General features: G+C 29.2%; 27 protein-coding genes. 20 read left to right on the forward strand and 7 right to left on the reverse strand.

Features of this window, described 5'->3' with window-relative positions; all coding sequences use genetic code 11:
- Nucleotides 1-234: 234 nt before the first annotated feature.
- On the reverse strand, nt 235-1,389 hold the full coding sequence (gene nspC / locus O6B72_RS04845) for a carboxynorspermidine decarboxylase (protein ID WP_269492388.1): 1,155 nt from the start codon (nt 1,387-1,389) through the stop codon (nt 235-237).
- A 93-nt stretch (nt 1,390-1,482) separates the two neighbouring features.
- On the opposite strand from nspC, the gene O6B72_RS04850 reads away from it, so the two are divergent.
- The 4 genes from O6B72_RS04850 to O6B72_RS04865 are packed head-to-tail and all read left to right on the forward strand — an operon-like array spanning nt 1,483 to nt 3,990.
- Nucleotides 1,483-1,704, forward strand: coding sequence for a MoaD/ThiS family protein (locus O6B72_RS04850; protein WP_114675158.1), 222 nt, complete (start codon nt 1,483-1,485; stop codon nt 1,702-1,704).
- Between the two features lie 24 nt (nt 1,705-1,728).
- Nucleotides 1,729-2,175, forward strand: a complete 447-nt coding sequence (locus tag O6B72_RS04855; RefSeq protein ID WP_269492389.1) for a molybdopterin synthase catalytic subunit — start codon at nt 1,729-1,731, stop codon at nt 2,173-2,175.
- A gap of 1 nt (nt 2,176) precedes the next feature.
- Complete coding sequence (locus O6B72_RS04860; RefSeq protein WP_269492391.1) at nt 2,177-3,376, forward strand: molybdopterin molybdotransferase MoeA; 1,200 nt, start codon at nt 2,177-2,179, stop codon at nt 3,374-3,376.
- Nucleotides 3,376-3,990 (forward strand): CPBP family intramembrane glutamic endopeptidase, encoded by a 615-nt coding sequence (locus O6B72_RS04865; RefSeq protein ID WP_114675155.1) that lies wholly within the window; start codon nt 3,376-3,378, stop codon nt 3,988-3,990. Before O6B72_RS04860 ends, O6B72_RS04865 begins: the two co-directional genes overlap by 1 nt.
- Nucleotides 3,991-4,026: 36 nt before the next feature.
- Here O6B72_RS04865 and O6B72_RS04870 read toward each other — a convergent pair whose 3' ends face one another.
- On the reverse strand, nt 4,027-5,175 hold the full coding sequence (locus tag O6B72_RS04870; protein WP_269492392.1) for an aminoacetone oxidase family FAD-binding enzyme: 1,149 nt from the start codon (nt 5,173-5,175) through the stop codon (nt 4,027-4,029).
- Entirely contained in the window at nt 5,165-6,136 is a 972-nt protein-coding gene (locus tag O6B72_RS04875) for a tetratricopeptide repeat protein (RefSeq protein WP_269492394.1), read from the reverse strand. The genes O6B72_RS04870 and O6B72_RS04875 overlap by 11 nt, the downstream gene beginning before the upstream one ends.
- Nucleotides 6,137-6,232: 96 nt before the next feature.
- On the opposite strand from O6B72_RS04875, the gene O6B72_RS04880 reads away from it, so the two are divergent.
- Nucleotides 6,233-6,418, forward strand: a complete 186-nt coding sequence (locus O6B72_RS04880; protein ID WP_024961530.1) for a YgaP family membrane protein — start codon at nt 6,233-6,235, stop codon at nt 6,416-6,418.
- A gap of 10 nt (nt 6,419-6,428) precedes the next feature.
- Here O6B72_RS04880 and crcB read toward each other — a convergent pair whose 3' ends face one another.
- From crcB to O6B72_RS04895, 3 genes are read right to left on the reverse strand one after another with little or no spacing between them, the layout of a single operon-like run.
- On the reverse strand, nt 6,429-6,785 hold the full coding sequence (gene crcB, locus O6B72_RS04885) for a fluoride efflux transporter CrcB (protein WP_258298674.1): 357 nt from the start codon (nt 6,783-6,785) through the stop codon (nt 6,429-6,431).
- 2 nt (nt 6,786-6,787) lie between these two features.
- Entirely contained in the window at nt 6,788-7,462 is a 675-nt protein-coding gene (locus O6B72_RS04890; RefSeq protein ID WP_269492395.1) for a lysophospholipid acyltransferase family protein, read from the reverse strand.
- Nucleotide 7,463: 1 nt separating this feature from the next.
- Nucleotides 7,464-8,771: an MFS transporter gene (locus tag O6B72_RS04895; RefSeq protein WP_269492397.1), complete on the reverse strand. Its 1,308-nt coding sequence runs from the start codon at nt 8,769-8,771 to the stop codon at nt 7,464-7,466.
- A gap of 103 nt (nt 8,772-8,874) precedes the next feature.
- Here O6B72_RS04895 and rdgB point away from each other — a divergent pair, with 103 nt between their 5' ends.
- The 15 genes from rdgB to O6B72_RS04970 all read left to right on the forward strand — a co-directional run bounded on the left by rdgB (nt 8,875) and on the right by O6B72_RS04970 (nt 19,856).
- Complete coding sequence (gene rdgB / locus O6B72_RS04900; RefSeq protein WP_114675152.1) at nt 8,875-9,483, forward strand: RdgB/HAM1 family non-canonical purine NTP pyrophosphatase; 609 nt, start codon at nt 8,875-8,877, stop codon at nt 9,481-9,483.
- 91 nt (nt 9,484-9,574) lie between these two features.
- Nucleotides 9,575-10,222 carry an amino acid ABC transporter permease gene (locus O6B72_RS04905; RefSeq protein ID WP_034907721.1) on the forward strand — a complete coding sequence of 216 codons (648 nt, stop codon included), beginning with the start codon at nt 9,575-9,577 and terminating at the stop codon, nt 10,220-10,222.
- Entirely contained in the window at nt 10,215-10,871 is a 657-nt protein-coding gene (locus O6B72_RS04910) for an amino acid ABC transporter permease (RefSeq protein WP_269492398.1), read from the forward strand. The genes O6B72_RS04905 and O6B72_RS04910 overlap by 8 nt, the downstream gene beginning before the upstream one ends.
- A complete protein-coding gene (locus O6B72_RS04915) occupies nt 10,871-11,170 on the forward strand; it encodes a hypothetical protein (RefSeq protein WP_269492399.1) in 300 nt (99 codons plus the stop codon). Before O6B72_RS04910 ends, O6B72_RS04915 begins: the two co-directional genes overlap by 1 nt.
- A gap of 2 nt (nt 11,171-11,172) precedes the next feature.
- Nucleotides 11,173-11,910 carry an amino acid ABC transporter ATP-binding protein gene (locus tag O6B72_RS04920; protein ID WP_114675150.1) on the forward strand — a complete coding sequence of 246 codons (738 nt, stop codon included), beginning with the start codon at nt 11,173-11,175 and terminating at the stop codon, nt 11,908-11,910.
- Nucleotides 11,911-12,450 (forward strand): hypothetical protein, encoded by a 540-nt coding sequence (locus O6B72_RS04925; protein ID WP_269492400.1) that lies wholly within the window; start codon nt 11,911-11,913, stop codon nt 12,448-12,450.
- A gap of 132 nt (nt 12,451-12,582) precedes the next feature.
- Complete coding sequence (locus O6B72_RS04930) at nt 12,583-14,115, forward strand: ABC transporter substrate-binding protein (RefSeq protein WP_269492401.1); 1,533 nt, start codon at nt 12,583-12,585, stop codon at nt 14,113-14,115.
- Complete coding sequence (locus O6B72_RS04935; RefSeq protein WP_024961539.1) at nt 14,112-15,056, forward strand: ABC transporter permease; 945 nt, start codon at nt 14,112-14,114, stop codon at nt 15,054-15,056. Before O6B72_RS04930 ends, O6B72_RS04935 begins: the two co-directional genes overlap by 4 nt.
- Entirely contained in the window at nt 15,046-15,825 is a 780-nt protein-coding gene (locus O6B72_RS04940) for an ABC transporter permease (protein ID WP_269492402.1), read from the forward strand. The genes O6B72_RS04935 and O6B72_RS04940 overlap by 11 nt, the downstream gene beginning before the upstream one ends.
- The gene (locus O6B72_RS04945; RefSeq protein ID WP_034965144.1) at nt 15,822-16,493 is read left to right on the forward strand and encodes an ATP-binding cassette domain-containing protein; all 672 of its coding nucleotides are present in this window, start codon (nt 15,822-15,824) and stop codon (nt 16,491-16,493) included. The genes O6B72_RS04940 and O6B72_RS04945 overlap by 4 nt, the downstream gene beginning before the upstream one ends.
- Complete coding sequence (locus tag O6B72_RS04950) at nt 16,486-17,190, forward strand: ATP-binding cassette domain-containing protein (protein WP_269492404.1); 705 nt, start codon at nt 16,486-16,488, stop codon at nt 17,188-17,190. The genes O6B72_RS04945 and O6B72_RS04950 overlap by 8 nt, the downstream gene beginning before the upstream one ends.
- Before the next feature lie 66 nt (nt 17,191-17,256).
- Entirely contained in the window at nt 17,257-17,919 is a 663-nt protein-coding gene (locus O6B72_RS04955) for a CsgG/HfaB family protein (RefSeq protein ID WP_269488507.1), read from the forward strand.
- On the forward strand, nt 17,919-18,278 hold the full coding sequence (locus tag O6B72_RS04960) for a DUF4810 domain-containing protein (protein WP_269485704.1): 360 nt from the start codon (nt 17,919-17,921) through the stop codon (nt 18,276-18,278). Before O6B72_RS04955 ends, O6B72_RS04960 begins: the two co-directional genes overlap by 1 nt.
- Entirely contained in the window at nt 18,268-18,933 is a 666-nt protein-coding gene (locus O6B72_RS04965) for a DUF799 domain-containing protein (RefSeq protein ID WP_269492405.1), read from the forward strand. Before O6B72_RS04960 ends, O6B72_RS04965 begins: the two co-directional genes overlap by 11 nt.
- Before the next feature lie 125 nt (nt 18,934-19,058).
- Nucleotides 19,059-19,856, forward strand: a complete 798-nt coding sequence (locus tag O6B72_RS04970; protein ID WP_024961545.1) for a cysteine ABC transporter substrate-binding protein — start codon at nt 19,059-19,061, stop codon at nt 19,854-19,856.
- 40 nt (nt 19,857-19,896) lie between these two features.
- On the opposite strand, the gene gltS is transcribed toward O6B72_RS04970, so the two are convergent.
- Entirely contained in the window at nt 19,897-21,201 is a 1,305-nt protein-coding gene (gltS, locus tag O6B72_RS04975) for a sodium/glutamate symporter (protein ID WP_269492406.1), read from the reverse strand.
- Between the last annotated feature and the right edge of the window lie 95 nt (nt 21,202-21,296).

Below are 21,296 nucleotides of genomic sequence, written 5' to 3' on the forward strand. Positions count from 1 at the left end.
TAAAATTAACTTAAATATGCTATTTTTGAATATTTCTTTTAATGTTTTTCTTTGATAGCTTATAAACTAGATATTTGTGGTTATATAATTATTCTTTTATCTGTTTTATTAAGTTTTTAAATTAATTTATAAAATTTATATTAAATTGATAAAAGCTATAATTTAAGTAAAATTTTATTTTTTTCTTAAAGGTAAAATAGCCAAATTTATATAAATTTGGCTATTTTTGTAAATTTAATTTCTACGACGATACTCCTCATATCCAAACTCTATTTTTTTTATAACATCTCCGTTTTCATCAACCAAAACCAAATCAGGTAGCTTTATGCCATTAAATGTTGTGTTTTTTACAATAGTGTAGTGAATTTGATCTTTAAATATAATCCTATCACCAACCTTTAAAGGTTTGTCAAATTTATAATCAGCATCTCCTTCTTCAAGCCCTACAATGTCTCCTGCTAGGCAGGTATTTCCACCAAATCTATACTCAAACTTAGCGCTTTTTTTCTCACCCACAACAGCTGGGCGATAAGGCATAAGCACGGTATCTGGCATGTGAGCTTCGGCTGAAGTATCCAAAATAGCGATATTTTTCTCATTTTCAACGATGTCTAAAACAGAACTTATCAAGTCCCCACACTCCCAGCCAACAGCCTCGCCTGGCTCTAAATAAACATCGACACCAAACTCATCTTTAAACTCTTTTATCAAATTTATAAGAAGTTTTATATCATAACCTTTTTTAGTTATGTGATGTCCACCGCCAAAATTTACCCATTTTACCCCATGGATAAATTCGCCAAAATCAGCTTTAAATTTATCCAAAACTTTTTTTAGACTTTGGCTGCTTTCTTCACAAAGTGCGTGAAAATGAAGTCCACTAATGCCATCAAGCAAACTCTTATCCTCTTTTAGAGCTTTTAGTAAATTTGCCTTTGTTGTTCCAAGGCGGCTAAATTTAGCACAAGGATTGTAGATATCTTTTGGCGAAAAAGAGCTTTCTGGATTTATCCTAAGTCCAAGTTCTATGCCTTTATCAAGCGCGATTTGTTTAAATTTTGAAATTTGATTTGGGCTGTTAAAGACAATGTGATTTGAAATTTGCATAATCTCATCAAAATCTTCATCTTTAAAAGCTGGTGAATAGGTGTGAATTTCGCCATTTTTTATAAACTCTTTTGCAAATTTAGCCTCATGTAGTCCGCTGCAAGTTGCTCCCCAAAGGTACTTATCAACATAGGGCATTGCTAAGCTAAATGCAAAACCTTTTAATGCACAAAGCACTTTTGCCCCACTCTCATCGCCAACACTTTTTAAGATTTCTAAATTGCTAATGAGCTTTGGGAGATAGCAGACATAAGCTGGTGTTTTGATATCGTTAATGTTCATTTTGTGCCTTTTGATTTTTAAAATTTTAAACTATTATATATGAATTTATTAACTTTTGATAAAATGAGTTTAAAAATTTAAAAAGGAAATTTAATGATAAGGGTTGAATTTTTAGGTCCTATAAAAAAAGATGATTTAGAGATTAAAGCTTCAAATTTAGCTGAGTTAAAAGAAATTTTAAACAAAGATGAAAGTTTAAAAAAGTGGCTTGAAATATCGGCAGTTGCCATAAATGATGAGATAATAAATAGCCTAGATAAAGAGCTTAAAAATGGAGATAAAGTATCGATTTTACCACCAGTTTGTGGTGGATAAAACTATAATGCTAAAAGGAATTTTATGAAAAAAATAGAAATTTATAAAGGTGGGCTTGATACAAACGCTCTTTATAAAAAATGGTACAATGAAATAAAAGATAAAAATTTAGGTGCTTTTATAACTTTTAGTGGAATTATTAGAGATGATGATGGTGTTGAAGCACTTAGCTTTGATATTTATGAAGCGCTTTTACAAAATTGGTTTGGCGATTGGCAAGAAAGATTAAAAAATGATGGCGTAAAACTCTTTTTTGCTCACTCTTTTGGTGATGTAAAAGTTGGCGAAAGCTCGTATTTTACAGCAGTAGCTTCAAAACAAAGAAAACTTGCTTTAAAACTTATTAATGATTTTGTTGAAGACTTTAAGGCAAATGCCCCTATTTGGAAATATGATGTTAAAAATAGTGAGCGAATTTATGCTAAAAATCGCTCTTTTAAATTAGTTGGCGCAGGACTTTTAAAGGAATAAAATGGAATTTATGGATTATGATAAAACTCTTGAAATTTTAAAAAAAAATATAATTCCTTGGAATAGAATAGAAAAAGTTACTATAACAAATGCTCTAAACCGCTATATTGCAACCGATATCATTGCAAAAGAAAACTATCCAAAATTTAAAACCTCAGCCATGGATGGATATGCAATCAAATTTGATGAAAATAATAAAAAATTTAAAATTCTAGGAAGCAATCCAGCTGGAAAATTTGAAATTTCTAGTCTAAAAGAAAATGAATGCATTAAAACATTTACAGGCTCATTAATGCCTGAAAATAGCGATACTTTAGTGCCTGTTGAAAATGTAAAGGTAGATGATGATTTTATAGAAATTTTAAAGCCAGTTAAAAAAGGTTTTGCCATTAGAAAAATTGGTGAAAGCTATAAAAAAGGTGAAGTTCTAATAAAAAAAGGTACAAAACTAAGCTATTCTGAAATAGCCCTTCTAGCAGAACTTGGCGAATTTCATATAAGTGTTTTTATAAAGCCAAAAGTCTGCGTTTTATCTAGTGGAAGCGAGATAAAAGATCTTGGCGAAATGATTGAAAATGATGCTCAAATTAGAAGCTCAAACCACATAGCAATCGCTTCAATGCTAAAATTAATGGGATGTGAGCCAATAATTTTACCACTTGTAAAAGATGAAGAAAATGCAGTAAAAAATGAAATTTTAAATTCACTTAATTTTTGTGATATTTTAATTACAACAGGTGGCGTTAGCATGGGAGATTTTGACTTTGTAAAAGAAGTTTTAAGCAAAAATTGTCAAATTTTAATAAATGGTGCAGCTATAAAGCCCGGACGCCATATTAAAATAGCTAAAACAGGCGATAAATATATATTTGCACTCCCTGGATTTCCATTTTCTGCAATGGTAATGTGCATTTTATATGTAAGAATTTTAATTGAAAGTTTTTTTAACGCATCAAAAAACCACTATATAAATGCAGTTTTAGATGAAGAATATATAAAAAAATCACCATTTTTAGAATTTAGCACATGTAATTTGAGCGTTGATGAAAACGGAGTTTTAAGAGTAAATTTAAAAGGCAAAAAAGATGGCTCAAGTGCAATTGTAAATAACTTAAATAATGAAGCTGCACTTTTAGTTATCCCAAAAGAGTTAAATGGATATAAAAAAGGTGATGTTGTAAAAGTTTTAAAGATGCTTTGATGAAACAAGTTTTTTTATATATTGAACTTTTAATAATATTTTTACTCATTCCAACTCTTTTTATGCTGCAAATTTTGCCAAAAAATTATATGTTTTTTGTCCTTTGGCTTGGGAGTTTATATGCACTTTATCATATAAAAAAAGCAAATTTAAATCTTTTTAAAGGTTTTAAATTTGATGAGTTTAAAGATATTTTTAAAAGATTTTTAATTTTATCAATTTTTTTAACTATTTTTACTTTTGCTTTCTCAAGAAATAGTTTTTTATTTCTACCAAAACAAAGAATAAATATCTGGATTTTAGTAATGCTGTTTTACCCCATTTTATCAGCATTTTTTCAAGAGATCATATTTAGGACATTTTTTACGTTAAGATATATTAATTTATTTAAAAATAAAAATTTATTTATTTTTATAAATGCTTTAATATTTGCTCTTGTGCATCTGCTTTATGGAAATTTAATAGCTGTTGTTTTTAGTTTTTTTGGTGGAATTTTATTTATAAAAACTTATTTAAAATCAAACTCAACCCTACTTTGCTGGGTAGAGCACTCTCTTTATGGAAATTTTATCTTCACAATAGGACTTGGGCACTACTTTTACAATGGATATTAAAATTTTAACCTATGTTAAAAACAGTTAAATAAAAACTTAATTTTTCAAGTAATTTGCCACAGCTTTTGCACAAGCAAATGCAAAATGGATATTAAATCCTCCTATCATTCCACCAACATCAAGAACTTCGCCTATAAAATAAAGATTTTTTACAAGCTTACTTTGGCAATTTTCATCTATAAAATCAGTTTTTATCCCACCTTTTGTTATCTCAGCTTTACTATATCCAAAATTTCCAGCAGGCGAGAACTCATAGTTTTGCAGTTTTTTTAAAGTTTGAAATTCCAAATCTAAGAGGTTAAAAAACTGTTTATCTTCTAAATTTGAATTTTTTAAAAACTCTTTAATAAAACTTTTTGGCAATGGTAAAATAGAAGTGATTTGTTTTTTTGAGTTTTTAAATTTATAAAAATCAAAATTTGGTAAAAAATTAATGCTTATTTTTCCTTTTTGCCAAAAAAGTGAAGCATTCATCATCAAAGGCCCACTAATGCCACGATGAGTAAAAAGCAAATCACCACTTAAAACTTTATTATTTTGAAGTATTGTTGCCTTAGCGCTAAAACAAACTCCGCTTATTTTTTTAAACCAAAACTCATCTTTTTGAACGCTAAAACCAACCAATGCTGGATTTAAAGTAGAGATTTCATGGTTGAATTTAGAAGCTATTTTATATCCTATATCACTAACTCCTAGATTTTGACAGCTTAATCCACCACTTGCTACTATTAAATTTTTACATTCAAAATTTCCATTATTTGTATAAATTTTAAAAATATCATCATTTTTTACAACATCAAAAACTTCGGTATTTAAATAAATTTTTGGATTTGTAATTTTACTTTTTAGATGATTTAAAACACTTTTTGAACCAGTTTTGCAAAAAAATTGCGAGTTTTTTACTTTTTCAAATTTTAAAGGTTTGAAAAATTCCAAAACTTCTAAATAGTTTAATTTTGAAATGATTTGATTTATAAAGTTTTTATCACCAAGATAATACTTTAATAAATCTTTTTTAAAAGAGATATTTTCATTTGTGATATTGCATTTTCCTCCACCACTTGCAAGAAGTTTTTTGCCAAGTGATGAATTTTTCTCTAAAATAGTTATGTTGGTGGAGTTTAAAAGCGCGGCTAAAAATAGCCCGCCTACTCCACCGCCAATTATAACAGTCTTATCTGACAATTGCTGGACTTGACTCTTCTTTAGTTCCAGGATTTGATTGAGTTCTATTTTGTTTTTTAAACTCTTCTATTGCTTGCGCTAGGCTATTAAGCATATTACAACCAGTTTCATTGCCAAGTTGGCAAGATTTTTGGTATAGATTTAAAGCAAGCTCGATATTTTGTTCAATTCCTATGCCGTTTTGAACCAAATATCCTAAATTTGAACAAGCATAGCCCTCATTATTTGCGCAAGCTAAATCATATAATTTAATTGCAGTTGCTGGATTTTGCTCAACACCAATACCATTTTGATAAAAAATAGCTAAATTATTGCAAGCTGTGTAGTTTTTTGCCTCACATGAATTTGCATAAAGCTCAGCAGCTAAATTTAAATTTTTTTCAACAACAACGCCATTTTGATAAAACACTGCTAAGTTATTACAACCTGTTGGATCCCCGTTATTGCAAGATTTTATAAAAGCATTTATTGATTTTACCAAGTCTTTTTCATCGCCTTGATAAATAATGCCCGCACGGTTACAAGCAAAAGTATTGTTTTGATCGCATGATTTATTATAATACTCTAAAGCTTTTTTTAGATTTTTATCAACTGATTCATAAAGATAACCGTTATTGTTACAAGCTAACGCAAGACCTTTATCGCAACCTTTTTGATAATACTCTTTTGCTTTATTAATATCTGGTTTATTTGCCGCACCAATTTGATAAATATATCCTAAGTGATTGCAAGCAAGTGGGTTATTAAGATTGCATGATTTATCAAAAAACATAATCGAAGAGTTTAAATCATAAGTTTTATCTTCCAAAAAGTGAACTCCTAAATCATAGCAACTTTTTTCTTTATTAAAAACACAATTGATCTTTTTAGTTAAAACATCCTTTGAATCCACAGAAGCAAATACCGCATAACCAAAAATGGCTAAAACCACAACAAATAAAACAATTATTATTTTTTTCAACTTAATGCCTTTAAAAATTATTATAACTTATCATTTTATATAAAATAAGCTTAAATTTGGCTATAATTTTTAAATTATTTATAAAAGGTGGGATTTGTGAATATTATAGATAGAGTTTTAAGAATAACTTTGGGGTTTTTGATTTTGCTAATTTTTGGACTCATAAATCCAACTTGGTGGTGTTTTTTAGGTTTGATACCGCTAATAAGCGGTGTTAGTGAATTGTGTCCGATTTATTTTTTACTTGGAAAATATAAAAAGACACAAAAAAGAAAAAAGTAGCTTAACTTTTTTAGCTAAATTTTAAGGCTAAATAACAAGCTCCAAAACAAAGCACTAAACTTAAACTTACATTTAAAAGACATAATCCATATTTGGCATTTTGAAGTAGGCTTATGTTTTCTACACTAAAAGTTGAAAAAGTAGTAAGCGCTCCTAAAAATCCAGCTATTAAAAAGCTTTTTAACTCTAAATTTAATCCCATTTTTGTAAAATATCCTATTAAAAATCCACCAAGCACATTTACTATCAATGTTGCATAGGGAAAATTTAATGACATAAATTTAAAGCAAAATGCACTAATTAAAAATCTTAAAATAGCACCTAAAAACCCACCACATCCTACTAAAAGCAAAAGTTTAAAGCTCATTTTTACATCTCATCATAAGTTTTTTGCATAACTTCATGCAAATTTTTATACCAGTTTTCATCTTGTGGCTTACTTAAGTCAATTATTTCAAGGCAATTTACTTTTATTTTTCCACTTCTTATCTTAACTTCTTTTACATCAAAATTATAAAGCGTATCTTTTAAAACAATTGGCTGAATTTTAAGGTTTAGTTTTTGGCTTAAAACTTTTGCGCCATCTTGAAATTTAAGCATTTTTTCGCCACGCCCTCTTGTTCCTTCTGGAAAAATAGCAATAACTCTATCACTTTTTAGGCGATCTTTTACATCTTTTATAAGAGAGACAATTGAGCGGCTATTTTTTCTATCTACTTCTATCATTTTTGGAGTTTTTAGAATTTTACCAAAAAATGGTAAATCTCCGATTTCTTTTTTTGCCACCCAAGCTAGGTTTTTAGGATAAATTTCTTCTAAAATGATAATATCAAGCATGCTTTTATGATTTAGTAAAATCATATCTACTTTTTCATCAAATTCGCCAATTTTTTCTATTTTATAGCCAATTACAAATCTTTGAATTTTTGCCCAAATTTTACGAATTTTATAGTTTTTTTTAGGAACTATATAAAATAAAATAACAACAACTGCTATACTTAAAAAACACCAAACAGCATAAATTACACCATTTATTTTAGCCATTTTACTCCTTTATATTAAGAGCTTTTTTAACATCATTTTCGCCTATAAATTTGTTATTAAACTTCACCACAATTTCAGAATTTTTTCTATAAGCCTCTATAAATCCAACTCTGTTTTCAAGACTACTTAAATCAAAATTTTCACTATTTTTTAGATAAATATTTTTAAAATTTGCTGGATTTGTAAGGCTTATTAAAAGTAAAAACCAAATTATACAAATTATTGCAATTATAGCAGCTAAATAGTGAATGCCAAGATTTTCCAGCATGACACCACCGCCAATTCCACCTACAAATGTTCCAAAATATCCAGCTGCGTTAAACACACCTAAAACCGCTCCTTTTTGGTCTGATTTTGCAAATTTTGATGCCGCACTTTGCATAATTGGCTCGTGCATATTAAAGCCTATGAAAAATAAAATAACCCCTATTATAAAAGGTGTTTTAGAATTAGCCACAACAAAACAAACATAAGAGAATATAAAAAATGAAATCCCTAAAAGTAAAATCATTTTTGAAAGCCCTCTTTTTTCACCCATAAATCCAGCCATTCCCATAGCAATAAAGCCAAAAACCATAGATATGCTATAAACTATCCAAAGATTTTTTTCCATAAATCCAAGTTTTGTAACAAGCACAATTGGAATTACAAAAAAAGTCATTGTTAAAAGCATTTTTTGTAAAAAATTTGTTAAATTCATCAAAGCTAAATCTTTTTGAACTAATATTTCAATTATAGAAACCTTTTTTTGAAGTGAAGAAATTTTTATCTCTTCTGGCACAGTTGTATAGAGTAAAATAATACAAATGAGCGTTAGAGCTGTGCTTATGTGAAATAAAACTCCTAGCCCATATCTTGCGCTTAAATAAGGTCCTAAAACCATCGAAAATCCAAAAGCAGTGCCAATCATCATGCCCATTATCGCCATTGCTTTGCCTCTTTTTTCTTCACTTGTAAAATCACTTATCATAGCAATAGCCACAGATCCAACTGCCCCACTTCCTTGTAAAAATCTACCAAAAATCATCCAATAAATATCATTTGTAAAACCACAAATAAGCGAACCTATAATAAAAATAACAAGCCCTAAACTCATAACATTTTTACGACCAAATTTATCAGACATAGCACCAAATGGAATTTGAAAAATCATCTGCATAAGCGCATAAATTCCTATCGCAACTCCAGCAAGCATTGTGTTTGAATTGTTTAAATTTGAAGCATAAAGTCCAAAAACTGGAAGTATTATAAAAAGTCCAAAAAACCTACTTCCAACAACAAATGATAGCGACAAAACAGTTTTTAACATATAATTTCCTTAAATTAAAAACGCCTATTTTATCATAACTCTTAAAATGAATTAAAAATTTAGATAAAATTAGAACTTATTTTTTTAAAAAAGGAATAAATTTATGAAAATAATCCTAGCAACGCACAATATGGACAAAGTAAAAGAGATAAAAGATTTTTTAAAAACTTATGAAATTTATGCTTTAAATGAAATTTTAACACCTTTTGAGATAGAAGAAACTGGAAAAACTTTTAAAGAAAACGCACTTATTAAGTCAAAGGCTATTTTTAATGCATTAGATAAAAAGCAAATTAATGATTTTATTACTTTAAGTGATGATAGTGGAATTTCATTGCCTGTTTTAGGTGGAAAACCAGGAATTTACTCAGCTAGATTTTCTGGCATTAACGCAACAGATCAAAGCAATAGAACAAAACTAATAAATGAATTAAATGCTTTAAATTTAAGCAAAACACCAGCATTTTACACAGCCTGTATTGCAATATCTTCAAAATTTGGAGATTATACAACTCATGGATTCATGCATGGATTTGCCATAAATGAAGAAAGAGGAAATAACGGTTTTGGGTATGACTTTATGTTTATTCCAAATGGATTTAATAAAACTGTTGGTGAAATTGACAAAGAAACAAAACTTAAAATTTCACATAGAAGCAGGGGTTTGGAGCTTATGAAACATATCTTAAAAGTGCTTGAAAAAAGATACTAAATTTAATTTATTTTTATTAAATTTAAGAAAATAAGGCTAAAATAGTCTAAATTATTTTTGTGATAAAACTATTAAGGATTAGATGGAATTTATGGATTTTGAGTTTATAAAAGAGTTTTCGCCGATGTTTGTTAAAGCGGCTATTTTAACGATAAAACTTGCATTTTTAGGTATATCAATAAGTATAATAATTGGACTTTTTATAGCATGGATAAAAGCCCATAAATTTAAACTTTTAAGTAGAATTTGCGATATTTATATAGAAATTTCAAGAAATACTCCACTTTTGATACAGCTTTTTTTCTTATATTTTGCTCTTCCAAAGCTTGGATTAAAACTTGATGGATTTGAGTGTGCGGTTATAGGTCTTTCTTTTTTAGGTGGAAGCTATATGGCTGAGAGTTTTAGACTTGGTTTTGAAGCAGTTGAAAAGGCCCAAGTTGAAGCAGGTTTAAGCTTAGGTCTATCTAAAAATCAAGTTATTTTTTATGTCATCTTACCACAAGCATTTAGGATAAGCCTAGCTTCAATTTCTGCAAATATAATATTTTTAATAAAAGAAACTTCGGTTGTTAGCGTTGTAGCGTTGGCTGATTTAGTATATGCTGCAAAAGATATTATGGGTATTTATTATATGACAAATGAGGCTTTATTTATGCTAGTTATTTCATATTTAATAATCATTTTGCCAATTTCACTAGCTCTTACACTTTTAGAAAAAAGGTTAAGCTATGTTTGATGTCATACTAAATGAAACAAATTTTTTACGTCTTATGGCTGGACTTTGGATTACAGTTAAAATTTCACTTATTTCTATCATAATATCACTCATTGGCGGACTTATTTTGGGTGTTTTAATGGGTTCAAAAAACAAATTTATCTATATAATACTAAAAATTTGTCTTGAAATAGTCCGCATCATGCCACAACTTGTTTGGCTTTTTATAGTTTATTTTGGGCTAAGTTCGATTTTTTCCTTTTCTGCCATAACAGCCTCAATCGTAGTTTTTAGCATTTGGGGTGTTTTTGAAATGATGGATTTAGTAAGAGGTGCGGTTTTAAGCATACCAAAACACACTTTTGAAAGCGCAGCAAGCCTAGGACTTAAAAAATTTCAAATTTATATTTATGTCATAATCCCACTAGCACTTAGACGCCTTATTCCAGGAGCTATAAACCTACTTAGCAGAATGATAAAAAGCACTTCAATAGTTGTTTTAATAGGCGTTGTAGAAGTCTTAAAAGTCTCTCAACAAATAATAGAGTTAAACTTACTTACAAATAACTATGCCCCTTTAATCGTATATGGATTTGTATTTTTCCTATATTTTGCGATATGTTATCCAGTATCAAAGCTATCAAAAATTCTAGAAAATAGGTGGAATTAATGTTTCAAGAAAAGATTGTTGAAAGCTCAATTAAAAACTTAGATGAAAATAAGCTTTTAAAAGCCTATGATGAGTTTATAACCGAATTTACAAAAGCCTTAAAACTTAAATTTAAAGATAAGCTTGATGAGCGAAATTTCAAAAACCAGTGGGAGAGAATTTTTATGCATGATAAAAATGAAATTTTAAATTTACAAAACAAAATTTCAAAACTTGATAAAAATGCTGATGATTTAGTTTATAAAATTTTTGATTTAAGTGATGATGAGATTAAATTTATAGAAAATGAAATGAGATAAAAATGGAAATTTTAAAACTTGATAATATAGATAAATACTACGGTGATAACCACGCATTAAAAGGCATTAGTTTTGGTGTAAATAAGGGCGAAGTTGTTGTTATTTTAGGACCTTCTGGATGTGGCAAAAGCACAACTTTAAGATGTATTAATGGACTTGAAGCCATACAAGGTGGCACGATGGAAATTTTAGGCACCAAAATAGATAAAAACTTTAATTTATGGCGAGAAATTCGTCAAAAAGTTGGAATGGTTTTTCAAAGTTATGAACTTTTTAATCATTTAAACGTTATGCAAAATATCATTTTAGGACCACTAAAAGTTCAAAAAAGAACCAAAGATGATGCAATGGATGAAGCAAGGTTTTGGCTTGAAAAAGTAGGACTTAAAGACAAAGAAAATGCCTATCCAAGAGAGCTTTCAGGCGGACAAAAACAAAGAATTGCAATCGTTAGAAGCCTTTGTATGAACCCTGAAATTATGCTTTTTGATGAAGTTACAGCAGCACTTGATCCTGAAATTGTTAGAGAAGTTTTAGATGTTATGCTAAATTTGGCAAAAGAGGGAAGAACTATGCTTATCGTAACACACGAAATGGCTTTTGCAAGAGCAGTAGCAGATAAAGTTATCTTTATGGATAAAGGTGAAATTGTTGAAATTTCAACACCAGAAGAGTTTTTTGTAAATCCAAAAACCGATCGTGCAAAGAAATTTTTAAATATGTTTGAGTTTAAAAAATAAATGGCAAAAAAAATGGTAGAAAATTTAAAAATCAACGCTTATTCTTATATTTTATTTTTTGCCGCAGCTGAAATTTTAAGGTTTTTTAGATATCTTGGCTTATTTGAGTTTTTAGATAATTCTTACACAATATTGACAATGCAAATCTCTGGTTTTGTTTTTATGCATAAAACTCTAAAATCATTCAGCTTTTTAAAAAACAATCTTATAAGAAATTTGAAAATTCTTATTTTTCTATACATCGCCTTTTCCATTATTGCAGCGATGGTTTTTATATCAGAACAACCAAACATTTGGCTTTGTGTTATTGTTATAATCTTGCCTTTTTTAGGTTTTTTTGTTTTTTATAAAATTTATGATGAAATTTCAAAAATAAGCTCTGTTTTAGACTTTAAATACTTCTCCATTTTTTACGCCATAATATCATTAACTGCCATCTTTATGGATAAAAACTACATTTTATTTATAATTTTAAAGGCAATTTTATTTTTATATCTTATTTTTGCGTGGAGTAAATTTTTTAAAACTATATCAGTTTAAATAACAAAACTAAATATAATTTTATTTAATAAAAAAAATAAAATTTATTTAAAAAAATTAATTTATGCTTTTTAATAATACTTTTACTTAATAAATATTATAATGTCAATATTTTTTTAAAAAGGATATGAAATGAAGCATATTTTTAAGCTTTTTTTACTAATATCTTTTGTTCTAAATTTCGCTTTAGCAAAAGATGTTTTAGTTGTTGGGATTGAAAACGAATCAAGCCGTTTAAATCCTTTATACGATGAGGATCACGATCCAGCTTTAAGTCTACTTTTTTCAGGTCTTACAAAACACGATGAAAATACAAAAGTAACTCCTGATCTTGCAAAAAGTTGGGAAGTAAGCAAAGATGGACTAACTTATACATTTAATCTAAGAGATGATGCTTACTGGCATGATGGAGTTAAATTTACCGCCGAAGATGTTAAATTTACAATAGAAAGTGCAAAAGATAAAAAACTAAATGCACCTGCTATTTCAAACTATGAAATGGTAAAAGATGTTGAAATTTTGGGTGATTATAAGATAAAAGTTACACTTGATACACCTTTTCCACCATTTTTAGATGCACTAAGCTTTGGTATGCTTCCTAAGCACTTGCTAGAAGGCAAAGATATAGCAACTTATCAATTTAACGATAATCCTATCGGAACAGGACCTTATAAATTTGTAAATTGGAAAAAAGGCGAAAGCATAGAATTTGTAGCAAATGATAAATTCTATAAAGGCACTCCAAAAATTAAAAAAGTATTTTTAAAAGTAGTTCCTGATGCAAATGTTAGATTAATACAACTTAAAAGTGGTGAGCTTGATGCGGGATTGATTGATTTTAGCGGTGTTGAAATGGCTAAAAATAGCAAAAATTTAAATATCTTAAAGTTTAAAAGTGCTGACTATAGAGCTTTAATGTTTAATTACAATAATGAAATTTTAAAAGATAGAGATGTTAGAGTTGCGCTAAATTACTTTATAGATAAAAATGATATGGTAAAAACTTTGCTTCACACTCACGGAAGCGTAGCAAACAACCCTATTGAAAATTTTATAAAAAGTGATAAAGTTTATGAGTTTAACCCTAAAAAAGGTGATGAAATTTTAACAAAAGCTGGTTGGAAAAAGAACAAAAAAGGCATTTATGAAAAAGATGGCAAAACTTTAAGTTTTGAAATTTACAGCTTTAATTCAGACCCTTTAAGAGTTGCTATGTCAAAAGTTATAAGCTCTGAACTAAACAAATACGGCGTTGATGCAAAAGCTTTTGCAAAGCCAAAAACTGCATTTAAAATAAGCAAAGTTGATAGCTTTTTAATTGGCTGGGGAAGTCCGTTTGATCCTGATTTTCACACATATAGAATTTTTGGTGGCTTTGCAGACAGCGATATAAATGAAAACGGCTGGAACTATAGTCACTACAAAGATGCAAAAGTAGATGAAGCTCTTAAAAAAGCAAGAAGCACTCAAAACTTAGAGAAAAGAAAAGCTTATTATAAAGAGTTTTTAGATGCACTTTATGAAAATCCTCCTTATATTTTTATCGCATATCTAGACTACAATCTAGCATATAATAAAAATTTAACTGGCATAAAAACACAAATTTTAGGCCACCATGGTGCAGGATTTTTATGGAATTTAGAAGAGTGGAACTTTAAAAATTGATAAGTTTAATCTTAAAAAAAGCAGCCTATAGCATTGGGCTGCTTTTTATTTTATCATTTTTAGTTTTTTCACTGCTTTATTTTTTACCAGGCGATGTAACAAGTGCGATGTTTTCACGTCCTGAAGCTATGTCGCAAGCTATGAAAAATCAAATTTTAGCAAATTTAGGGCTAGATAAAAGTCTTATTACGCAGTATGTTTCTTGGCTTAAAAATGCTTTAAATTTAAACTTTGGAAAAAGTTTTGTAAGTGGTGAAGATATCTATGAAATGTTTAAAACAAGGCTTGTTAATAGCATAATTTTATTAATTTTTGCATCATTTTTTATATTTGTATTTTCGCTTATTTTAGGACTAATAAGCGCTGTTTTTAAAAATAAATTTATCGATACTTTTATAAATTTAACAACTTTTTCTTTAATGTGTATGCCAAATTTTTGGTTAGGTCTAATATTTATCTATGTTTTTAGTATAGCTTTAGGTCTTCTTCCAAGCTCAGGAGCTAATTATCTTGGCGTTAGTGGAATTAGCCTAAAACATGTTATTTTACCTATTTTTGCGATTGTTTTACCACATCTTGCTACAAGTGTTAAATTTATAAGAGATATTATAATTTCAAATTTAAACACAGATTTTATCCAAACTCTTTATGCAAGAGGGATAAAAAATATTCAAATTTACCGTCTTGCACTGTTTAGCTCAATGGGTGATATTGTGCGCTATTTTGGGACTATGATTGGTGGCGTTTTTGCAGGAAGTTATGTCATAGAAAGTGTGTTTTCATATCCTGGCATTGGAGAATTAGCACTTAAATCAATAATAGCAAAAGACTATCCTGTAGTACTCGCAGCTATTTTACTAAGTGCTATTTTTGTAATTTTGGCAAATTTAGCGGCTGAAATTATAGCAATTTTAATTGATAAGAGAAACTATGCGAAATAAAATCATACTCTTTATTACTATAATTTTAGTAATTTTAGCTGTTTTTTCAAGCTTTATAGCGCCTTTTAATCCAAATTTAAGTGATTTTTCTAACACAAATTTAGCGCCTAATTCAACTCATTTTTTTGGAAGTGATTTTTTAGGGCGAGATATTTTCTCAAGAACACTTTATGGACTTAAAAACTCACTTATAATAGGAACAATTGCCGGATTTATCGCAACAATAATTGCATTTTTATACGCTTCACTTAGTCTTATAAAACCTTTACAAAATAGCTTACAAAGCGGAATTGATGCGTTTTTAAGCATACCAAATATTTTATTTATTCTAACTTTTGCCTCAATTACTGGAGGCGGGATTATAAGTATAATTTTAGTAATTTCACTTTTTTCATGGATGAGTTCAGCAAAAGTTTTTATAGGTCGCATAAACTTAATTTACCAATCACCATTTATAATCCAATCAATGAGCCTTGGAGCTAGTAAATTTAAGGTTTTATTTTATGAAGTATTGCCAAATTTAAAGGGACTTTTTTTATCACTTTTTGCCATAAACTCAGCTCATGCGATTTCACACGAAGCCACACTTAGTTTTTTTGGAATGGCTGGGGATTTGAATATGATAAGTTTGGGACTAATGATAAATGAAAGCACAAATGCTCTTTTTATGGGAGCTTGGTGGGTTGCATTTTTTCCTGGATTTATGCTATTTTTACTAATTTTTTGCATAGTTTCCATAACGCCAGATGACAAAGGCATAAAGATATGATTGAAATTTCAAATTTAAATCTTTTTTATAAAAAAGTGCAAATTTTAAAAAATATTGATTTTGCAATGCAAAAAAATGGCTGTGTTTGTATAATGGGCGAAAGTGGAGCTGGAAAGTCAATGTTTGCAAAAAGTTTTATAAAACTCTTTGATGATGAATTTAAGCTAAGTGCAGATAAATTTAGTGTCTTTCAAAACGATATTTTATCTTTAGATGGCGAAAAACTAAGAGAGTTTAGAAGTAAAATTTGCGCTCTTGTATTTCAAAATGCAAAGGCAAGTTTTCATCCACTTTTAAATGTTGGAGATAATTTTTTTCTATATCTTAAAGACCGCATAAGTGAGCCCAAAAAAGAGGCTTTTGAAGCTCTTGAAAAACTTTTATTTGATGATTTAAATTTGCTTTGGCATAAATTTCCGTATGAATTAAGTGGGGGCGAGGCAAGTAGAGTGCAAATTGCCATAGCACTTTGTCTAAAACCAAAAGTTTTGATTTGTGATGAGATAACAGCAAGCCTTGATGCGCAAAATCAAAAAAGCATAGTAAAAATCATAAACTCCCTTAAAGATGAACTTCAAATTTTATTTATAACTCATCAAAAAAATGTGGCAAATGCAGTAGCAGATGAGTTTTATACGATGCAAAATGGAGTTTTAAAAAATGCTTGAAGTTAAAAATGTTGATAAATTTTATGATTTTAAAGAACATATAAACAAAAAAACAGAAAAAATTCAAGTCTTATATGATATAAATTTCAGCCTTGAAAATGGAGATAATCTAGCAATTTTAGGCGTTAGTGGAAGTGGAAAAAGTACATTAGCAAATTTGCTAAGCGCAGTAGAAAAGCCAACAAATGGCGAAATACTCTTAAATGGAGAAAGTAGAAATTTAAATAAAAAAATTTCACTCATCATGCAAACTCAAAAACTTTGCCTAAATCCAACACTAAGGATAAAAACAGGCATAAATTTACTAAAAAAATACTTGCATTTAAAATTTACTGGTAGTGATGTAAAAAATTTGTTTGGAACTTTAAATTTAAATCAAGAAATATTACAAAAATTTCCTCACGAAATTAGCGGTGGCGAGGCAAGTAGAATAGGCATTTTAAAAGCTCTTTTGATTAAATCTGATATTTTAATTTGTGATGAAATAACAGCTGGACTTGATGAGGAAAACAAAAACTCAGTCTTAAATGTTTTAAAAAAATTAAAACAAAGCATTATTTTTATAACTCATGATTTAGAAGCTGCAAAAGAAATTTCAAAAAATGTCCTTATTTTAGAAAAAGGAAAGAGAGTATTTTTTGGCAAATTTAGCAAACTTCAAAATAGTGAAATTTTAGATAAATTTAGCCAAGATTAAGAAATTTTAAAGCTGTAATAAGTCAAAAAAAGATAAAATGAAATTAAATTTTAACAAGGAGAATAGATGAAAAATTTAATTTTTACAGCTCTTATTGGAGTTGTTTTTTTGTGTGGATGTGCAAGTGAAAGCCAAAGAGCAATAAATGTTCCAAAAGTTGCCATCGCAAATACAAATTATAGCGGCGAAAAAGTTTCTGTTTCTATAGGCAGGTTTTCAAACCAAAGCTCTTATAATAATGGAGTTTTTAGCGATGGTGAAGATAGACTTGGCAACCAAGCTCAAACTATCCTAATAACTAGTTTGCAGCAAACTGGTAGATTTGCGGTTTTGGATAGAACAAATTTAAGAGCGATGAAAGAAGAAAGCGCAATTAGCAAAAAAGCTCAAAACTTAAAAGGCGCAAGATATGTAATAACAGGCGATGTTGTTGAGTTTGGTAGAAAAACTCATGGTGATCATCAGCTATTTGGGATTTTGGGTAGAGGAAAAACACAAGTTGCCTACTCAAAAGTAAATCTAAATGTCGTTGATGTAAGCACTTCAGAAGTTGTTTTTTCAGCTCAAGGTGCAGGAGAGTTTGAACTATCAAATAGAGAAGTTATCGGCTTTGGCGGAACTGCTGGATATGACTCAACACTAAATGGAAAAGTTTTAAGCCTATCGATTAACGAAGCTGTAAATAACCTTGCAAGTGCGATAGATAGTGGCGAATGGAAAATAAAATAATGAAAAAATATATTTTTCTTGTTTTGATGGCTGTCTTTTTTGTAGGTTGTGCAACAAAAAATCAAAGCATTTATTACTGGGATGGAACTTATGCAAAGTCTGTTTATGAATATACAAAGCAAGATGGTGATATAAACGAACAAATTGCAAATTTAGAAAAATTGATTCAAAAATCATATGAAAAAAATAAGCCTATTGCACCAGGAATTTATGCTCATCTTGGGCTTTTATACTCAAATTTGGGAAATTACGGTAAATTTATTAGTTACCTTGATAAAGAAGCACAGCTTTATCCTGAGTCAAAAACTTACATCGAGTTTTTGAAAAAATCAAACAAAGGTAAAAAAGATGAAAAATAGCATTTTTATAACTTTGATATTATCTTTTATGTTTGTAGGTTGTGCTAGAAAGCCTGAAATTTATGACTACTCGGCATTTTTGGAGTCAAAACCAAAATCAATTTTAGTTGTAATGCCAACAAATGAATCAGTTGATATAAAAGCTTCTCCTGCTATGCTTGCAAATGCAACTATGCCTTTGGCTGAGGCTGGGTATTATGTATTTCCTGTGGCTTTAGTAAATGATACTTTTAAATTTAATGGTGTTTATGATGCAAATGATATTAAAAACATTCCCTTAAACAAGCTTCAAGAGATCTTTGGCGCTGATAGTGTGCTTTATATAAATATCACAAAATATGGCACAAGCTATGCTATTTTAAATAGCCAAACCACAGTTGAAGCAGATGTAAAATTGGTTGATTTAAAAACTGGAAAAACTCTTTGGGATAAAAAAACATTAGTAAGTAATAATTCAGCTAATTCAAATCAAGGACTTATTGGAATGCTTATAACTGCAGCAATTGATCAAATAGCAAATACAATAGCTGATAGTGGATATGATATGTCAGTAATTGCTTCAAATTCAGTTTTTGCAACTGATTGTCATGACTGCATACTAAAAGGACCTCGCTCACCAAGTTATGCGCAAGATAAACAGCTAACTCAAAATTAAAACCATAGTGGTGAATTTCTAAAAATTTACCACTATTTTTATTAAAAATTAAAAATTTTATTTATAATTTATAAAATATTTAATCTATAATCAAATACTATCATAAATTTTTTAAAGGAGATAATATGAAATTTTTAAAACTATTTTTAGGTATATTTTTTGCATTAAATTTAGTAAATGCAGCTTCGCTTGATGAGATAAAAGAGCGTGGAAGTATTAAAATAGGTGTTTTTGGCGATAAACCTCCATTTGGCTATATTGATGAAAATGGTAAAAATCAAGGCTTTGATGTAGCTTTAGCAAAAGAGATGTCAAAAGCACTTTTTGGTGATGAAAATAAAGTAGAATATACAGTTGTTGAAGCTGCAAGTAGGGTTGATTTTTTAAGAGCTAATAAAGTTGATGTAATTTTAGCCAATTTCACCCAAACAAAAGATAGAGCAAGAGTTGTTGACTTTGCAAAACCATATATGAAAGTAAGTATCGGTGTTGCTAGTAAAAATGGCGTTATAAAAAGTGTTGATGATTTAAAAGGAAAAACTTTAATTTTAAACAAAGGAACAACTGCGGATATTTATTTTACAAAAAACTATAAAGATTTAAAAACTATGAAATTCGATCAAAACACTGAAACTTTTGCAGCCTTGCTTGATGGTCGTGGAGAAGCTTTAGCTCATGATAATACACTTTTATTTGCATGGGTTAAAAACAATCCTGAGTTTAAAGTAGGTATCGAAAGTATTGGCGAACACGATGTTATAGCTCCAGCTGTGAAAAAAGGAAATAAAGAGTTATTAGAGTGGATAAATGAACTCATTACAAAACTAAATAGTGAGAAATTCTTTCATAAAGCCTATGATGAAACTATAAAGCCTATTTATGGTGATAGTATAAATCCAGCCTCTGTTTTGGTTGAAGATTAAAAAAACTTAACCCCTTAAAAAAGGGGTTAAAATAAAAACATTAAGCAAACATCGGTAAAAATAAAAATAACTTAATAGTTAAAGCATTTACAATATCTACAAAAAATCCTCCCATTATAGGAACTACAATAAATGCAATTCTTGATGGTCCAAAGTTATAAGTTACTGCTTGAAGATTTGCCACTGCTGTTGGTGTTGCGCCCATACCAAAACCACAATGTCCAGCAACTAAACAAGCAGCATCATAATCTCTTCCACAAATTCCAAATGTTACATATCTAACATAAATTGCTATAACAACAGTTTGAATGGCAAGTAAAACAATCAAAGGAATAGCAAGTTTTGTAAGCTCAACTAAATTTAAAGTCATTATTGCCATTGCTAGGAATAAGCCTAAACTAACATTTCCTATAACGCCTATTTCTCTATCAAAAACTTGATGAATGTTTGCATAACTTAGTGTATTTCTTATAATAATTCCCGAAAACAAACACCAAACAAAAGTAGGTAAAGTTATAAGAGAGCCTTTTGTAAGAGCAGAAATTGTAGTTCCTATAAACATAGCAAGAGCAAAAAGCCCTAAACTTTGCACAAATGATCCAGCGGTTATAAGTCTTTCTACTTGTGGTTCTGCAAAAACCTCATCGCTAGTATCGTGTTCAACTTCAACTTCGCTTGATTTAAGGTTATATTTTCTTATAATGTTTTGTGCTATTGGACCACCTAAAAGACCACCTGCGATAAGTCCATAAGTAGCACTTGCCATAGCAACTTCTTTTGCAGCTATAAAATTATATGGAGCATTGCTAAATACATCTCCCCACGCAGCACCTGTTCCATGCCCTCCACTTAGAGTAATCGATCCAGCAAGAAGTCCTAGTAAAGGATTTTCTCCCATCACTGTCATAACACTTACACCAATGATATTTTGAACGAATAAAAACAGACAAACTGAAATTCCAAATAAAACTAAAAGTTTTCCACCTTTTTTTAGACTTGCAATATCAGCACCAAGACCAACAGATGTAAAAAACATAAGCATAAGTGGATCTTTAATGCTTTCTTGAAAGCCAATTTTTACATTAAATAAAATTTGAGTTAAAAACAAAACGATAGCTATGATAAGACCACCAGTTACTGGAATAGGAATACTATATTTATCTAAAAATTGAACTCTTCTAGTAATGATAGCTCCTAGATAAAGCACTGCACAAACAGATATCAAAGTAGCATAAAAATCTAAATTTACGCGGTAGAAAATATCGCTACCAGCTATTTTTTTAATAATTTCTAAAAAAGCAAAATTTGCTTTAAAAACACCATCTGAAATTTGAGTAAATTCCATACAAATCCTTTTTGTTAAGATTTGTGAAATTTAGCATATTTTTCTTTATTTGAAGCTTTATTTTCTATATAAAGTTGCAAATTTATATAAAATTT

It is taken from the genome of Campylobacter ureolyticus, from assembly GCF_027277485.1.
Classification (GTDB): Bacteria; Campylobacterota; Campylobacteria; order Campylobacterales; family Campylobacteraceae; genus Campylobacter_B; species Campylobacter_B ureolyticus_B.

Excerpts from the sequence above, each read along its gene's own strand:
- nspC (WP_269492388.1), bottom strand. The coding sequence starts at position 1,389 with ATGAACATTAACGATATCAAAACACCAGCTTATGTCTGCTATCTCCCA.
- O6B72_RS04850 (WP_114675158.1), top strand. The coding sequence starts at position 1,483 with ATGATAAGGGTTGAATTTTTAGGTCCTATAAAAAAAGATGATTTAGAG.
- O6B72_RS04855 (WP_269492389.1), top strand. The coding sequence starts at position 1,729 with ATGAAAAAAATAGAAATTTATAAAGGTGGGCTTGATACAAACGCTCTT.
- O6B72_RS04860 (WP_269492391.1), top strand. The coding sequence starts at position 2,177 with ATGGAATTTATGGATTATGATAAAACTCTTGAAATTTTAAAAAAAAAT.
- O6B72_RS04865 (WP_114675155.1), top strand. The coding sequence starts at position 3,376 with ATGAAACAAGTTTTTTTATATATTGAACTTTTAATAATATTTTTACTC.
- crcB (WP_258298674.1), bottom strand. The coding sequence starts at position 6,785 with ATGAGCTTTAAACTTTTGCTTTTAGTAGGATGTGGTGGGTTTTTAGGT.
- O6B72_RS04890 (WP_269492395.1), bottom strand. The coding sequence starts at position 7,462 with ATGGCTAAAATAAATGGTGTAATTTATGCTGTTTGGTGTTTTTTAAGT.
- O6B72_RS04895 (WP_269492397.1), bottom strand. The coding sequence starts at position 8,771 with ATGTTAAAAACTGTTTTGTCGCTATCATTTGTTGTTGGAAGTAGGTTT.
- rdgB (WP_114675152.1), top strand. The coding sequence starts at position 8,875 with ATGAAAATAATCCTAGCAACGCACAATATGGACAAAGTAAAAGAGATA.
- O6B72_RS04905 (WP_034907721.1), top strand. The coding sequence starts at position 9,575 with ATGGATTTTGAGTTTATAAAAGAGTTTTCGCCGATGTTTGTTAAAGCG.
- O6B72_RS04910 (WP_269492398.1), top strand. The coding sequence starts at position 10,215 with ATGTTTGATGTCATACTAAATGAAACAAATTTTTTACGTCTTATGGCT.
- O6B72_RS04915 (WP_269492399.1), top strand. The coding sequence starts at position 10,871 with ATGTTTCAAGAAAAGATTGTTGAAAGCTCAATTAAAAACTTAGATGAA.
- O6B72_RS04920 (WP_114675150.1), top strand. The coding sequence starts at position 11,173 with ATGGAAATTTTAAAACTTGATAATATAGATAAATACTACGGTGATAAC.
- O6B72_RS04925 (WP_269492400.1), top strand. The coding sequence starts at position 11,911 with ATGGCAAAAAAAATGGTAGAAAATTTAAAAATCAACGCTTATTCTTAT.
- O6B72_RS04930 (WP_269492401.1), top strand. The coding sequence starts at position 12,583 with ATGAAGCATATTTTTAAGCTTTTTTTACTAATATCTTTTGTTCTAAAT.
- O6B72_RS04940 (WP_269492402.1), top strand. The coding sequence starts at position 15,046 with ATGCGAAATAAAATCATACTCTTTATTACTATAATTTTAGTAATTTTA.
- O6B72_RS04945 (WP_034965144.1), top strand. The coding sequence starts at position 15,822 with ATGATTGAAATTTCAAATTTAAATCTTTTTTATAAAAAAGTGCAAATT.
- O6B72_RS04950 (WP_269492404.1), top strand. The coding sequence starts at position 16,486 with ATGCTTGAAGTTAAAAATGTTGATAAATTTTATGATTTTAAAGAACAT.
- O6B72_RS04955 (WP_269488507.1), top strand. The coding sequence starts at position 17,257 with ATGAAAAATTTAATTTTTACAGCTCTTATTGGAGTTGTTTTTTTGTGT.
- O6B72_RS04960 (WP_269485704.1), top strand. The coding sequence starts at position 17,919 with ATGAAAAAATATATTTTTCTTGTTTTGATGGCTGTCTTTTTTGTAGGT.
- O6B72_RS04965 (WP_269492405.1), top strand. The coding sequence starts at position 18,268 with ATGAAAAATAGCATTTTTATAACTTTGATATTATCTTTTATGTTTGTA.
- O6B72_RS04970 (WP_024961545.1), top strand. The coding sequence starts at position 19,059 with ATGAAATTTTTAAAACTATTTTTAGGTATATTTTTTGCATTAAATTTA.
- gltS (WP_269492406.1), bottom strand. The coding sequence starts at position 21,201 with ATGGAATTTACTCAAATTTCAGATGGTGTTTTTAAAGCAAATTTTGCT.